14 protein-coding genes are annotated in these 15,350 nt (G+C 40.0%); 5 read left to right on the forward strand and 9 right to left on the reverse strand.

The window, feature by feature from the left end; translation table 11 throughout:
* Nucleotides 1–876: 876 nt before the first annotated feature.
* From P767_RS0113195 to P767_RS17770, 3 genes are all read right to left on the reverse strand, one after another.
* Entirely contained in the window at nt 877–1,212 is a 336-nt protein-coding gene (locus P767_RS0113195; protein ID WP_026764894.1) for an ArsR/SmtB family transcription factor, read from the reverse strand.
* Between the two features lie 76 nt (nt 1,213–1,288).
* Nucleotides 1,289–1,996: a tRNA (adenosine(37)-N6)-threonylcarbamoyltransferase complex dimerization subunit type 1 TsaB gene (gene tsaB / locus P767_RS0113200; RefSeq protein WP_026764895.1), complete on the reverse strand. Its 708-nt coding sequence runs from the start codon at nt 1,994–1,996 to the stop codon at nt 1,289–1,291.
* A gap of 3 nt (nt 1,997–1,999) precedes the next feature.
* A complete protein-coding gene (locus tag P767_RS17770; RefSeq protein WP_051417356.1) occupies nt 2,000–2,605 on the reverse strand; it encodes a 3-hydroxyacyl-CoA dehydrogenase family protein in 606 nt (201 codons plus the stop codon).
* Between the two features lie 74 nt (nt 2,606–2,679).
* Here P767_RS17770 and P767_RS0113210 point away from each other — a divergent pair, with 74 nt between their 5' ends.
* Complete coding sequence (locus P767_RS0113210; RefSeq protein WP_037351855.1) at nt 2,680–3,066, forward strand: RidA family protein; 387 nt, start codon at nt 2,680–2,682, stop codon at nt 3,064–3,066.
* Here the strand turns inward: P767_RS0113210 and P767_RS0113215 are convergent.
* Complete coding sequence (locus P767_RS0113215) at nt 3,061–3,996, reverse strand: aldose 1-epimerase (protein WP_051417357.1); 936 nt, start codon at nt 3,994–3,996, stop codon at nt 3,061–3,063. The genes P767_RS0113210 and P767_RS0113215 overlap by 6 nt on opposite strands.
* 118 nt (nt 3,997–4,114) lie before the next feature.
* Here P767_RS0113215 and P767_RS0113220 point away from each other — a divergent pair, with 118 nt between their 5' ends.
* The 4 genes from P767_RS0113220 (at nt 4,115) to P767_RS0113235 (ending at nt 11,222) form a co-directional block, all read left to right on the forward strand.
* Nucleotides 4,115–7,477 (forward strand): methylmalonyl-CoA mutase family protein, encoded by a 3,363-nt coding sequence (locus P767_RS0113220; protein ID WP_026764898.1) that lies wholly within the window; start codon nt 4,115–4,117, stop codon nt 7,475–7,477.
* A gap of 8 nt (nt 7,478–7,485) precedes the next feature.
* Nucleotides 7,486–8,070 (forward strand): hypothetical protein, encoded by a 585-nt coding sequence (locus P767_RS0113225; RefSeq protein ID WP_026764899.1) that lies wholly within the window; start codon nt 7,486–7,488, stop codon nt 8,068–8,070.
* A gap of 76 nt (nt 8,071–8,146) precedes the next feature.
* Complete coding sequence (locus P767_RS0113230) at nt 8,147–10,576, forward strand: bifunctional YncE family protein/alkaline phosphatase family protein (protein WP_026764900.1); 2,430 nt, start codon at nt 8,147–8,149, stop codon at nt 10,574–10,576.
* A 34-nt stretch (nt 10,577–10,610) separates the two neighbouring features.
* Nucleotides 10,611–11,222 carry a flavin reductase family protein gene (locus P767_RS0113235; RefSeq protein WP_026764901.1) on the forward strand — a complete coding sequence of 204 codons (612 nt, stop codon included), beginning with the start codon at nt 10,611–10,613 and terminating at the stop codon, nt 11,220–11,222.
* Here the strand turns inward: P767_RS0113235 and P767_RS0113240 are convergent.
* Genes P767_RS0113240 through P767_RS0113260 form a run of 5 tightly spaced genes read right to left on the reverse strand, consistent with a single transcriptional unit; the run spans nt 11,188 to nt 15,349 of the window.
* Complete coding sequence (locus tag P767_RS0113240; protein ID WP_026764902.1) at nt 11,188–11,718, reverse strand: GNAT family N-acetyltransferase; 531 nt, start codon at nt 11,716–11,718, stop codon at nt 11,188–11,190. The genes P767_RS0113235 and P767_RS0113240 overlap by 35 nt on opposite strands.
* Nucleotides 11,719–11,731: 13 nt before the next feature.
* Nucleotides 11,732–12,046: a T9SS type A sorting domain-containing protein gene (locus P767_RS18020; protein ID WP_071840094.1), complete on the reverse strand. Its 315-nt coding sequence runs from the start codon at nt 12,044–12,046 to the stop codon at nt 11,732–11,734.
* Nucleotides 11,932–14,031, reverse strand: coding sequence for a type IX secretion system anionic LPS delivery protein PorZ (gene porZ, locus P767_RS0113250; protein ID WP_037351858.1), 2,100 nt, complete (start codon nt 14,029–14,031; stop codon nt 11,932–11,934). Before porZ ends, P767_RS18020 begins: the two co-directional genes overlap by 115 nt.
* Nucleotides 14,032–14,039: 8 nt before the next feature.
* Nucleotides 14,040–14,699, reverse strand: coding sequence for a response regulator transcription factor (locus P767_RS0113255; protein WP_026764904.1), 660 nt, complete (start codon nt 14,697–14,699; stop codon nt 14,040–14,042).
* A complete protein-coding gene (locus P767_RS0113260) occupies nt 14,696–15,349 on the reverse strand; it encodes a sensor histidine kinase (protein ID WP_172637549.1) in 654 nt (217 codons plus the stop codon). Before P767_RS0113260 ends, P767_RS0113255 begins: the two co-directional genes overlap by 4 nt.
* Nucleotide 15,350 lies beyond the last annotated feature (1 nt).

Here is a 15,350-nt window from a genome sequence, read left to right on the forward strand (position 1 = left end):
CCTATCCCCTGTGTGCCTTGCCTCCCACGACTAGTATAAGGGTATTGTCGTTTATCTGTGCTTTAAATTCCGCAACGGTTAAGGGTTGTAGTCCTTTATCCAGTAAGGAGTCCAGGCTGCTATAGCCTTCGCGGTTAATGCTGGCGTTGATGGGGAAATAAGGAGGAGGTGTTCCCAATCCCTCTGTAACTGCTTTTATAAAAGCCTCTTTACTTTCTGCCTGTAAAGCATAGTTAGTTGCTTTCTGAATACCAATGGTACTATGGGTTTCTGCTCCTAAACTTTTACCACAACTGCTGCCTGCACCATGTGCCGGATATACCACAACCTCATCTGCCAATGGCATTAATTTAGCATGCAGACTATCATATAACATACCCGCAAGGTCTTCCATTGTAATTTCATTGGCTTTCTGTGCTAAATCGGGTCTGCCTACATCACCCACAAACAGGGTATCTCCGGTAAATACTGCTACGTCTTTACCCGCTTCGTCTTTCAATAAATAACAACTACTCTCCAGCGTATGACCTGGCGTATGCAATACCTCAATGCTAAGGTTGCCCAGTTTAAAAACCTCCTTATCCTTAGCTACATGAACCGGATAATTGGTAACCGTATTGGGACCATATACAATAGTAGCACCAGTTGCAGCAGCAAGGTCAATATGACCGCTCACAAAATCTGCATGAAAATGTGTTTCAAAAATATACCGGATACTGGCTTTTCTTTCGTTAGCCAGTTCAATGTATTGCTCAATGTCCCTTAGTGGATCAATTATTGCCGCTACTCCATTGCTTTCAATATAGTACGCAGCTTCGCTGATACAACCAGTGTATAATTGCTTAATAAACATGCAGTGATTTTCGGCAAAGGTAATTAATCTACCAATGCTTTCACAAAAGCCACTACGTCGTTCAGTCTTGTGTAATTAACGGAGTAATAAATGAATTTCCCTTCTCGGGTAGTACTCACAATTCCTGCCCTTCTTAAAATGGCTAAATGCTGGGAAGCAACGGATTGCTCTAGGCGGAGTTTAACATAAAGCTCGGTAACAGTCATCTTTTTGTGGTCGTCTAACAGTTTGATGATTTGCTGTCGTAGCTTGTGATTAATGGAGCGAAGGATCAAAGATGCCTTCTTTGCCTGCAGGAAGTCAACCTTAACAGGCTCCTCTCCATTTGTCAATAGGATGGATTGAATTGTTGGATTCATGTTTTTTGTAATATTGGGGGTAAATGACAAATACAAAGTTAGTCAATTTGTAATCTATACAATGTAGTTGTATTCATTAGTTTGCTGTAGTGTTGAAGTTTGATTTGACAGGCTGGTAAAAATCCTTAACATAAATGGGCTCAGAATAGGCCAAATCAGCGAAATTTTTAGCCGCAAATTCCTTCTCTGCAATTGCAACCATATGATTTACAGTGTGTTGCGAATTTGAAATAGTATAGTTTTTTGGTAGGATAAACGATTGGAGTTTGGAAGCTCCGTCTCCGCAAAATATTACTTTAGAATGACAATTTATTTCGTCTAAAAACGCCTGTTCCAGGATAATCGGGCTGGGTTCAGTGAGGGCCAATAGCTCCGGGCTATACTTTGCAGCAAAAACTTCCATTCTTCTGGCATCAATCATGGGATAAAAAACCTGTTCTTTTTCCTGGTCTTCAGGTGCAAGATTGGCTTTAGCTGCATTGGCAATAACTGCGAGCGTATTGATGATGATTAGTGGTTTATTCAGCGCAAAACAAATGCCTTTTGCAGATGCCAGGCCTACCCGAATTCCGGTATAACTTCCTGGTCCTCCTGTTACTGCCACTGCCTCTATCTGATGAAGGCTGTATCCGGTTTCTGAAAATATTGCTTCAATTGCCGGCTGCAAAAAACTGGCGTGGTCTTTCTGCGCCGCATGTGAGCGCTCTGCCAGTATTTTTCCGTTTTCGCTGATGCACACTCCTGCATAGGTGGTAGCTGTATCAATATGTAACAGTAATGCCATGTGCTAGTTTTTAATTAATGCAGGTGCAATTTCATAACGGGTATTCTCTAATCTTAAGTGGTGAAGAAGGTTCTTTATTTTTTCTATGCCAATTATTTCGCACCACTCAAAAGGACCATAAGGATAGTTGGTGCCAGATTTCATGGCTATATCTATTTCCTCTCTGGAACTGATATTTTCGGCAAGGGCAAAATAGGCTTCGTTGATAATCATAGCAACGACTCTGGGGCCTATCATACCACAGGTGTCTGCAGAAATTACGGTTTCAATGCCTGCATCTGCTAGTTGTTTTGCAGCCAGTTGAATATTGTTTTCGTTGCCTGCAATTTCCATTTTTTCCTGACCTATGAAGCCGCCCCATCCATTGAATCTTATTGTATTTGCTGCCAATTGTACGGAAGTGGTTATAACTGCGTTTACCAGAACCGGCTTGTTTTCAATCTCTTTAAAAACCGGACCCTCGTCTTCAAAAAGGGCATCCATATACAAGTCTGCTTCCGGAATAAGTAATTCATCTTTTTTAAATACAGATACCTGATGAATTGAAGTATCTATTTTATTAGTTAATACTGCAACCTGTTCCGGAGTTCCGTGAATTAAAATATGCATACGCTTAATTGGTCAGCAAATTTAGGTTGGCAGGTTGATTAAAAAACACCAATTTGCCGGTTCAAATGATTTATATGCCAAAGCAAGTGATTAAAACCAGTCAGGCTCCAGCTCCAATTGGACCCTACAATCAAGCCATTAAAGCCAATGGATTTGTTTTTTTAAGCGGGCAAGTTGCGTTTAATCCGGCAACCGGAGAACTGGTGCAGGAAAGCCTTGCAGCAGAAACACACCAGGTAATGAAGAATATTGAAGCGGTACTGAAAGAAGCCAGACTATCCTTTGAGCATGTAGTTAAAACAACCATCTTCCTGAGTGATATGTCTTTGTTTGCAGAGGTAAACGAAGTATACGGCTCTTATTTTAAAGGCGATTATCCTGCCAGGGAAACCGTTGCTGTGAAAGGTTTGCCCAGAGGGGTGAATGTGGAAATTTCCATGACGGCCGTTGTTGACCTATAAACCGGTAAGCTGATATCGGGTTGTAAATGCGTGCCACTCGTTCGGTACTAAATGCAATAAGCCTATCTGATTATTGAAATTATCCGGTGCACCTGATAAATTTTCAATGGCTATGCTGTTTCTGTGCGGTGGGGTATATACTTGCAGTATGGGGTATGAGGGATCGGGACTTACTGTTAATTTCAATGCGCCATAGCTGAGTGTACAGGTTCCGTTTTCTTTTAATAAAAATGAGTTGTCAAGAAAAATTCCTTCCAGTAATGCAGGCTTTAGAAAACGTTTGTCTGCAAGCTGTTTCCCTGTTGGAATAAGGGTTTCATCGAATTCCAGCTGGATATCACTGTTAAATTGAAGTAAGTATTCATCTACTTTGCTGCCCAGTTTAAAATAGGGATGCCATCCATCTGCATAGGGGATGGCAACTTGGTTTTGATGCTGCACCTGAGTGGTAACAGTAAGCTGATTATTTTCAGCAAGTGTCCAGGTAATTTGCATATCAAAGGGAAAAGGATAGCCTGCATCTGTTCCAGTGTAGTGATAGCTTAACGTTAATTGCGCTTCTGTTTCAGTAGCCTGAATTTTGTCAATGACAAATGAAGCATCGTACAATAAACCATGAAGGGCATGTTCGTTCAGATAGTTTTTCTGTATGGTATAACTATCCTGATTAAATGTATAAGTCCCTTTATGCAATCGGCATACGAAAGGGCTGATTTTAGCACTTTTAAAGGCCGCCGTTATTTCGCGGGCTGCCTGTTGAGGCGATTCAAATCCATCAATACAATTAAAGGATTCCCCTTTTACCGGAATGCTGAAATGATTTAAAATGCTGCCAAAAGCATAGATTTCTGCCCTACATTGGTTCTGGTTATCGGCAAGTTGAATAATCGGTGCTGATAAATGGTCTGAAACAGTAGCTGAAAAACGCATATTTTTTCTTTGCTGTCAAGATAATCCAAATTGATCCTTTTTCTTGCAATAAAAAAACTAACAACTGTTCACCCCTTGCATTATTGCAGTATTTTTGCGCCAATTTAAAAGAACAGCTATGGCTTTTGTTTTACAGAATAAAGTTAGGATTGTTACTGCCGCGAGTTTATTTGATGGGCACGATGCTGCTATTAATATCATGCGAAGAATTCTGCAATCGAAAGGGGCGGAAATTATTCACCTGGGGCATAATAGAAGTGTGGCAGAAATTGTAGAATGTGCTATTGAAGAAGATGTGCAGGGAATTGCCATTACCAGTTACCAGGGAGGGCATGTGGAGTTTTTTAAATACATGAAAGATTTACTGGATCAGAATGGCTGCGGTCATATCAAAATATTTGGTGGTGGAGGTGGAACTATTCTGCCGGAAGAAATAAGAGAGTTGCATCAATATGGAATCACCCGAATTTACAGTCCGGATGATGGAAGAAAAATGGGACTGGAAGGAATGATTGAAGATGTTTTAACACAGTGTGATTTTGCATTGGATCAACCTGCCAATACCAGTAGCTCAATGAATCTGGGTGAAGCAAAAGATATCCGAAGCATTGCACGTAAAATTACTATTGCGGAAAATCTGGGAACCATTGATGCTGCAGAAATGGCGCTTGATACAGGATCTGTGCCGGTACTGGGAATCACCGGAACGGGTGGTGCCGGTAAAAGCTCTGTTACCGATGAAATTGTAAGAAGGTACCTGAATAATTATACCGATAAAACCATTGCCGTTATTTCAGTTGATCCTTCCAAGAAAAAAACCGGTGGTGCTTTGTTAGGAGACAGAATCAGAATGAATGCCATTGCACACAATCGTGCCTATATGCGAAGCCTGGCTACCCGCGATGACAATACGGCTCTCAGTGCCCATGTTCAGGAAGCAATCAATATCTGCAAAATGGTAGGGTTTGATATGGTGATTCTGGAGTCTGCCGGTGTAGGACAGAGTGATGCTTCCATTCTTGAATTCTGTGATGTGAGTTTGTATGTGATGACGCCGGAATATGGGGCTGCTTCCCAGTTGGAAAAAATTAATATGCTTGATTATGCAGATTTAATCTGCATCAATAAATTTGATAAGGCAGGTGCGCTGGATGCATTGCATGATGTTAGAAAACAATACAAGCGTAATCATGAATTATGGTCAGCTGCAGATGAGGATCTTCCGGTTGTAGGAACCATTGCTGCTCAGTTTAACGACAGTGGCATTAATCAGCTCTTTGGAAAAATTATGCAGGCCATTCAGGATAAATGTGGTGTACACTTTACCAATGACTCTGCCATTCATACCGGACTAAAAGAGACTACTACCCGTGCTCAGATTATTCCTGCAAAGCGGGTGAGATACCTTGCTGAAATTGCAGATGCGAATCGCAGTTATAATGAATGGGCGAATGAACAATGTGTAATTGCTTCCAAGTGGTACCAGGTGCATGGAACTATTCAATCATTACCAGCCAATGCAGCTTCAACTGTGGAGTTGCAAAATATTGCCAATAGTTTTGTGCAATCCCTGCATCCGGATTGTAAACAAATGATTGAAAGCTGGCCGGAACTGGTAAAAAAATACCAGGCTGATTATTTTGAATATACAGTTAGAGATAAAACCATTCGTCAGTCTTTAACCACTCAATCATTAAGCGGCACCCGTATTCCAAAAGTAATTTTACCAAGGTACAAAGACTGGGGTGATATTTTAAGATGGCAGTTGCAGGAAAATATTCCTGGTCAGTTTCCATACACAGCTGGTGTATTTGAACTGAAAAGACAGGGTGAAGACCCGACCCGAATGTTTGCCGGTGAAGGTGGTCCGGAAAGAACCAATAAGCGTTTTCACTATGTTTCATTGGGTCAGCCAGCCATACGTTTATCTACCGCTTTTGACAGTGTTACCTTGTATGGAGAAGATCCTGATTTAAGACCAGATATTTACGGAAAAGTGGGTAACAGCGGGGTGAGCATTGCTACCGTGGATGATGCTAAAAAATTGTATAGTGGGTTTGATCTCTGCGATCCCAAAACATCGGTGAGTATGACCATTAATGGTCCTGCTCCTATTGTGCTAGCTTTCTTTATGAATGCGGCTATAGATCAGCTTTGCGAAAAATGGATTACGGCGAATAATAAGTGGGAAGAAGTAAATGCCATTATTGCCGCTAAGTTTAATAAAATGCCTAGACCGGTTTATTACAATCCTTCTTTGCCCGAGCGTTTGCCGGAAGGTAATAATGGGTTAGGAATTGGCTTGTTGGGTGTAAGTGGTGATGAGGTTTTACCAGCAGATGTTTATGCAAAATTGAGAGCAGAAGCACTATCACAAGTGAGAGGAACGGTTCAGGCAGATATTTTAAAAGAAGATCAGGCGCAGAACACCTGTATTTTTTCTACTGAGTTTGCCCTAAAACTCATGGGTGATGTACAGGCATTTTTTATAGATCAGAAAGTTCGTAATTTTTATAGTGTAAGTATCAGCGGCTACCATATTGCAGAAGCCGGTGCTAACCCAATTACACAACTGGCATTTACATTGGCAAATGGATTCACTTTTGTTGAATATTACCTGAGCCGCGGCATGCATATTGATGATTTTGCACCGAATCTATCTTTCTTCTTTAGTAATGGTATGGATCCTGAATACAGTGTGATTGGAAGGGTTGCCAGAAGAATCTGGGCCAAAGCCATGAAACAGAAGTACAAGGGAAATGATCGTTCTCAAAAACTGAAGTACCATATTCAAACCAGCGGAAGAAGCCTTCATGCACAGGAGATAGATTTTAATGATATCAGAACCACTCTGCAGGCTTTATATGCTATTTATGATAACTGTAATAGTTTGCATACAAACGCGTATGATGAGGCCATTACTACCCCAACAGAAGAGAGTGTAAGAAGGGCAATGGCCATACAGTTAATTATTAACAGAGAACTGGGGACAGCCAATACGGAGAACTTTATTCAGGGTAGTTTTGCCATTGAAGAATTAACCGACCTGGTAGAAGAAGCAGTACTGATTGAATTTGAAAGAATTTCTGAAAGAGGGGGTGTTCTGGGTGCCATGGAAAGAATGTATCAACGGAATAAGATTCAGGAGGAAAGCCTTTATTATGAAACCAAAAAGCATATAGGTGAATTGCCATTGATAGGTGTGAATACCTTCTTGAATAAAAAAGGTAGTCCCACTGTTTTACCCGGAGAAGTAATCAGAAGTACTACCGAAGAGAAAGAGCAGCAGATTCAGAATCTGAAAGCCTTTAAGCATAGGAATGAAGGAAAAAGCAAGGCCGCCCTTTTACAGTTACAACAGGTTGCAATCAACAATGGTAATTTATTTGAAGAATTGATGGAAACCGTGAAATACTGTTCTCTTGGAGAAATTACCAATGCCTTATACCAGGTTGGTGGTCAATATCGCAGAAATATGTAAATTGAATCATGATGAAAAAATTGAGCTTTGGTTTACTGATGGTTTTCTTTGTGTTGACCAATCTGAATGCACAGCAAAGGAAAATTGATACCATCATGAAATTGGGTAATGTTGGTTTCAAATTGGTTTGCAACAATAAGAACGACGATAAAAACTATGTTACGGTTAGCCCTATCGGGTTCAGCAGTGGCTCCAGGGACGTAAGCTTTGAGGTAAAGGGGAGAATCCGGAAGGCCGAAGTAGATGATTTAAACGGAGATTTGTTTCCGGATTTGGTTATATATGTATACCTGAACGGGAATGATGAAAAAGGAACTGTGGTTGGCGTATCTTCTGTAAAAAATGAGTCATTCGCTGCTATTGTTTTTCCTGATATAGTAGACGATCCCAAGTTAAGAACCGGATATAAGGGCTTTGATACTTTCATGTTGATGGAGGGAACACTGATGCGAAGGTTTCCTGTTTTCACTGCAGACACGGTTGGCGCTGTACGAACCGGTATGTACCGGCAAATTCAATACAAAGTGTTTCCTGGCGAAAGGGGGATGCAGACTTTTAAGCCAGTAAGAAGTTATGAGTTTGCCAAGCAGTAGCTTGTGTATTAAATAATTGATAAGCCGCTTTTTCTTTTAAACAGAAGTGTACCTTTAGCCGACTAAAGATTGCACTATGTTCAGATTACTCTTTTTGGGTTTAGCCCTTTTTTCTACTCAGGTCTCCTTTGCACAGACGGTTCAGCAACTATTGGCAAAAAAAGTAACCCTGCCCAATGGCTGGGGCTTAACACCAGTAGGAAGGAGTTTGCCATTGGGAGACCTGCCTTTGAATATGGTAGTGAGCCAATCTCAACAGTTAATGGCAGTTACCAATAACGGACAAGGAACACAGAGCATTCAATTAATAGATCCTGTAACAGAGAAAATTCTCGATTCAAAAATTATAGAAAGAAGCTGGTACGGATTGGCTTTCAGCAGTGATGAGAAAAAGTTATATGCTTCCGGCGGACATAATAACCGCATTGACATTTTTTCCATTGAAAATAAAAAGCTGAATCTGGTTGATTCTATTGTTCTCGGAAAAAAATGGCCCAACAAAATCAGTCCGGCCGGTATAGTCATTGATCATACCAAGCAATGGATGTACATAGTAACCAGAGAAGACAATCAACTTTACATTGTTGATTTACAAACCAAAAAAATTCTGTTCAAGCAAGCACTGGAAGGGGAAGCTTATACCTGCGTTTTATCACCGGATAATCGTTTCCTTTATATCAGTTGCTGGGGATGCGATAAAGTGTATCAGTTCAATACATCAGAAAGAAAAATCACTGCATCTGTATCTGTAGGAGATAATCCCAATGAAATTGTCCTGAATAAAAAAGGCACAGTTTTATACGTGGCCAATGCCAATGACAATTCCGTTTCTGTAATTAATACAAAGGAATTGAAAGTAGTGGAAGTATTAAACGTGGCTTTGTATCCTGATGCACCTAACGGGTCTACTACCAATGGGCTGGCTTTAAGTAAAGACGAAAAAACACTGTTTGTGGCCAATGCAGATAATAACTGTCTGGCTGTATATGATGTATCTGTACCTATATCCAGCAAGAGCAAGGGCTTTATACCTGTTGGCTGGTATCCGACCAATGTGAAAGTTGTTGGCAATAAAATTTTTGTTACCAATGGAAAAGGATTTTCATCTAAAGCCAATGTGTATGGTCCCAATCCTTTCGCTAACAAGCAAATTGTTTTGCATCACGAAGGGGATCCGAATAAACCGAAAGAAGTGGAGTATATAGGTGGATTGTTCATGGGTACCATGAGTATTTTAAATATACCAACCGCAAAACAAATGAGTGTGTATTCGCAGGTTGTTTATCAGAATACACCTTACAACAAAGTGAAAGAAAAACTGGCACAGGGAGAAGCAGGCAATCCCATTCCCAGAAAAGTAGGAGATAAAAGCCCTATCAAATATGTATTCTACGTAATTAAGGAAAACAGAACCTATGACCAGGTGTTGGGGGATATGAAGGAAGGCAACGGCGATCCAAGACTTACCCTCTTTGGTGAAAATATTACCCCTAACCAGCATGCTCTTGCCAGAAATTTTGTGTTACTCGACAACTTTTACGTGGATGGAGAAGTAAGCATGGATGGGCATAATTGGACAATGGGTGCTTATGCCTCAGATTTTCTGGAGAAAAGCTGGGTAAGTAGTTATGGAGGAAGAGGTGGCAGTTACGATGGGGAAGGGAACAGAAAAGTAGCCAATAACAAAGGAGGATTTTTCTGGGATCACGCCAAGCGTGCCGGTGTTAGTTTTAGAAGTTACGGTGAATTTGTAGATAATTACAAGGCGAATATTCCGGTGCTGGAGGGCAATTTCTGCAAATATTTTACGGGCTATAATAATTCGGTAATGGATACCACGCGTTATGCTCAGTGGAAGAGAGATTTTGATTCTTTAATTGCCATTAACAAAGTTCCTCAGTTTAATTCTATCCGTTTTTCCAATGATCATACAGAAGGTTTAAAACTGGGCAGACCCACTCCTTATGCGCATGTGGCCGACAATGATTATGCAGTAGGGCTTTTTGTTGAATACCTGAGCAAGAGTTCTATCTGGAAAGAGACTGCAATATTCATTGTGGAAGACGATGCACAGAATGGAGCAGACCATGTGGATGCACACAGAAGCATTGCATTTGTTGCAGGTGGTTTTGTAAAAAGAGGATATGTGGATCATACCATGTATAGTACTTCTTCTGCACTCAGGACGATGGAGTTAATTTTAGGCATGCCTCCAATGAGTCAGTATGATGCAGCAGCTACACCTATGTGGCGCTGTTTTACTTCTACTCCCGATCTTACACCCTTTACATCTATACTGCCCAAAATAGATTTGAAAGAAAGAAATACCGCAAAAAACGAATGGCAACGTCGCTCTGAAGCATTCAGCCTGGCCAAGGAAGACGATGTGCCCGATCTTGAATTCAATAAAGTTTTATGGCATGGACTAAAAGGGGATGATATTCCATTCCCCGGACCCAAGCGAGCCGCATTTTATAAGCCTATACAAAAAGCAGACAAGGATTAGTCAACAATTCAATGTCTCAGGCATTATATATAGCATGCGATATTATTCATTAGATGAAATTAAAAACTGGGAGCGGTTTTATCGTGCCAATTTTATCAATTGTCTTACGGGATTTAAACCGGTAAGTTTGGTAGGAACGGTAAGCAAAGAGGGAGTACCTAATTTATCTGTGGTTAGTAGTGTTGTACATCTTGGTGCTGATCCTGCTTTAATTGGCTATATCAACCGACCGCTTGCAGCAGCACCGGATACCATTCAGAATATCAGTGATACCGGGCACTACACAGTGAATCATATTACAGAAGCATTTTTTACAAAAGCGCATCAGTATAGTGCCAAATATGCGCCAGAGATAAATGAGTTTGAAACGGTTGGATTACATGCATCATATGAAGAAGGTATCATTGCTCCCTTTGTTCAGGAGTCTCCGGTAAAATATCATCTTAAGCTGGTTGAAATTGTACCGATTGCACATAACCAGACTTTTTTTGTAATTGGTGCATTGCAGGCTGTTTTCTTAAGTGAAACGCTTGTGGAAGCAGATGGATTTATTAATCTGGAGCAGGCCGGATCCATGTTATCATTGGGCCTGGATGGATATGCCCATGCAACTATGGTGCAACGTCTTCCTTATGCAAGGCCTTAGCATATAATAGAAATTCATTTTTGTTCTGAGGGAGTTGGACTGTTTGTTGAAAACTTAACCCCTGTTTTTCGAGTACTCTAATGGCGGCAATATTCGATTGAGTGGTGATACCATAAATTGTTGGTAGCTGTAATTGCTTCTCAGCAAATTCCAATATTTTTTTACTTGCTTCAGTTATGTATCCTTGCCTTTCATATTCAGGCATAACAGCAAATCCAAGGTCGGGATGATCGAGCCCCTCCCGCTTTACCAGTCCGCAGATGCCAATTGGGATGTTTTTGCTTTTTAAAAGAACTAAATACAATCCGAATCCATTGCTATGATAACTGGGAATGATTCTGGTTAGAATATAGTTGCTGGCTGCCGTTCTGTCTTTTACGTTTCTGTCTCCAATAAATCCAATCCAGCCTGGTGTATTCATAAGCTGCAGCATGAAAGCTGCATCAATAATACTGATGGGTCTGATTAATAAACGATCTGATTCCAGTTTATCCATATAATGGTTAAAATTATCTGCCGCTTGTTATAATAATTTTAGTGGCTATATTTTCCCTTCCCTTATCGTCTCTTACCAATACAAGATAAATACCCGATGCAATCTTTTTTCCGTTATAGTCAAGGCCATTCCAAACGGCTTGTCCACCCAGGCTTCTGGTTTGGTGAACCAGGCGGCCATTCAATTCAGTAATTTTTACGATTGCATTTTCAGTTAGTCCTCTAATGGCAATTTGTCCATTGTATTGAGGCGGTACGGGATTGGGAAAAACCAGTACATTTTCGAATTCTTGTGATGCAGTAGTTGCAGTTGACCGGTAGCTGCACAATCCATTGAAAGTGGCAAAATAAACTTCGCCTGTTTGCGGATCAATGCTAATTTTTTTACATCATTACTTAGTAAAGGACTGTTCGAAACGGTAAAATGATGAACAATATTTTTCCCATCCGGGCTAATTAGCCATGCGCCGTTTTGGGTGCCTATCCATTTTCTGTTAGCCCCGTCAACAGCAATGCTTTGTACCTGTTGTCCTTTAAACAGAAAACCCGCAAATTGATCCTGTTGAATGATAGGCAATATGGCATCACAGCTACTGAATGGATTGTCTGTACATTGTATAATACCAATTCCATCATCCGTGCCAATCCATATGGTATTATCCCTGTCTTTTGACAGACTCAACACATTGTTTGAGGGTAAATTTCCATTTCCGGCACCCTGTTTAAAAAGTTTCCAGCGATCATCTGCAGCTGATAGAATATTGTTTCCATACTGATATACGAGTAAGCCGTTTCCTTTCGGACTCTGTATCCATAGCTGCTTGTTTTCATCATCAGAAATAATCTGAGCCAATGCATTTTCCAAAAGCGTGACTGGAGGTGAGAAGCCTGCCCATTCGTTGTTTTTAGACAAAAGTTTTAAGGGCTTTGGGGCTCCGTAATTACTGATCCATAAATTTTGCTGATTATCCAGTACAAGGCCACTTACGCGATAATTACCCGGATCCCCAACGGCTGCTTCAAGTGAACTATTCTGTTTAAAAATCTGTAACTGATTGTCTTTTTTTTGAATCAGGCCTCCTCCATAACTGCCTGCCCAAATTGTTTCATCTATTGGGTTACTGGTGATGGTAATGATGTCTAATACTGTGTCCAGCGCCGGCGTATTGATGGAGCCAGTGTTTTTCCATATCCCATCTGTAAACTCAATATAGCCCTCTCTTTTATAAAGATAATTCCACGCATTATTTACCGCCCCTGTTCCTTGCAGGAACCTGCCATTAGAAATATGAATATCTCCTGAAGGAATGCCATTGGGTCCATTGGGAATAAAACTTTCTGTGTTGCCGCCAGTGATGCCAAAGGAGGAGAGTCCGCCAAACTGATCAGCAACCCATGCTTTTCCATCCGAAAGAATAGCGCTCCCTGGAAATGAAATAACACCGGGTTCTGCAATGGATTTCTGAATATTGCCTTCTTTATTCAGGAATACTACTTTTGAATTGCCCGAAATAGTTCGCAGGCAAATGCTAATTTGATTTTCAGAAATAGTGGTGTTGAGAATATTCCATCCAGATTCCTGAAAAAGCAATTTCCACTGGTTGTTTTCCTGTATAAATACCCTGTCTCTTTGAGTAATGACAAGCTGATTATTTAAAAGGCCCACAAAACTCAGGTTGCCAGTATAGGGTGTAAACACTGTATTCCAGTTCCGGAAATTGGCCGGATTGGTATTGTTTCTGGCAATACTTTTTAAGCCTTCAGCGGTAGCTGCATAATAGCGTTGATTGTCTTGACAGAATGCATTAATATTTACCTGGTTGCCGTTATTGCCAATTATCCAGGTATCCCTGATTTCATATTTAATGGTGTTCACAACAATGATTCCCAGACCAGTTGATAAAAAGGCATTACCGTCAGAACAGTAAATGGCATTGATTCTTTTGTCTCCTGCGATACTGCTTTTTTGTATGTCACTTAGGTTCTTAGTAAGATCATTCTTTAAAAAATCAAGGTTGCTGTTTTTATATGCAACAATCAATTGCTGATGGGTTTCGTCCCATCCTATTTGCTGAACACCAATGTCAGAAAGTCTGTTTATTTTAGTATAACGGCTTATTTCCGAATCCGTATCAACGGAGAATAGAGCAGCTTCTGTTGCTGCATATATTTTATCTCCTTTTACTACCTGAAATGTATTTTGGTAATTTAAGTGTTCTCTCCACTGACCAATAGGTACTGGTGCTTTTTGTGCTGTGATATTACCCACCAATAACAGCAATGCTATGATTATATTGGCAATTCTGCACATCATTGGAGAGCTTATTCGTGAATATTGGCAATGCCCTGTTTAATAGCAAATAGTACCAGTCCCACCCTTGTTTTGATTTCCAGTTTCTTAAAAAGATTGTCTCTGTAATTGTCAATGGTCCTTACACTTACACACATTTCATCGGCAATTTCTTTGTACGACTTATCTGCACAAAGTAATTCCAGAAAATGAGCTTCCTGCTCTGTTATGTTAAGTAAAGACTGCATTTGCTTACCGTCTTCTTCCTCATTTGAAACATAGTTGATTAGCTTGTCTCTTACCAATTCGTTTACATAAAATTCATTTCTCTGGATAGATTCCATAGCCTCTTTAAATACATGAGGTTTACTGTCTTTAATAATATATCCCTTTACGCCATTCCTAAGCATTCGGATAATTGCCATGTCGTTAGATAACATGCTTAGCACAAGTATTTTTATTGATGGGAGGGTTTTTCTAATCCAGGCAGCCGTTTCATATCCATCCATTTCAGGCATGGTGATATCTAATAAAACAATATCGGGCGGATTGTTCCGGTCTACTTTTTTTATAAACTCCAATCCATTTCCTGCTTCAAATATTACTTCAAAATCTCCTAATGAATTAATGATGCCAACCAATCCTGATCTAAGTAATTCATGATCATCTACTAATGCTACGGTTGTTTTCATGCTGCTTTGGCTTTAAGTAAAATATTTACGGTTGTACCCTCATTAATAATGCTATTGAAAGATACGGTTGCATTAATTAATTTTGCTCTGCTGATTATATTGTTAATGCCTACTCCTTCACTGGATTCTCTCACTTTATTAACATCAAACCCGATTCCATTGTCCTTTATTTCAATATTCAGTTGACTGTTCAGGTTCTTAAGGGTAATTTCAATGGTATCACAGGCTGCATGCTTCAAAGTGTTGTTGATAATTTCCTGAATCATCCTGAATAAGATGATGTCTACACTTTTATCAAGCATATCTATGTTTACATCCTCATCAATATGTAATTTAGTTTTATACTTTCCTGTTTTTTCAATGTTATGGAATAAATGTTCCAGTGATTCAATAAATCCTACCTGGTGAAAATTGGTATTAATAAGACTATGACTTATGCTTCTTAAGTCGTGCCACACTTTTTTAAGCAAATTGTAAATTTCATCCTTGTCTTTTTCATCAATTTCCTTTTTTAGATTCGCAATTCTTAGCATGGATAAATAGATAATCTGTACCAGATTATCATGAATTTCTGATCCAATATAAGTAAGCGTCTGATTCTGAATTTCCAGCTGGGATCTGATAATGGTCTGCTCAAACTGATTTTTCATC

This window comes from Sediminibacterium salmoneum NBRC 103935 (assembly GCF_000511175.1).
Lineage (GTDB): Bacteria > Bacteroidota > Bacteroidia > Chitinophagales > Chitinophagaceae > Sediminibacterium > Sediminibacterium salmoneum.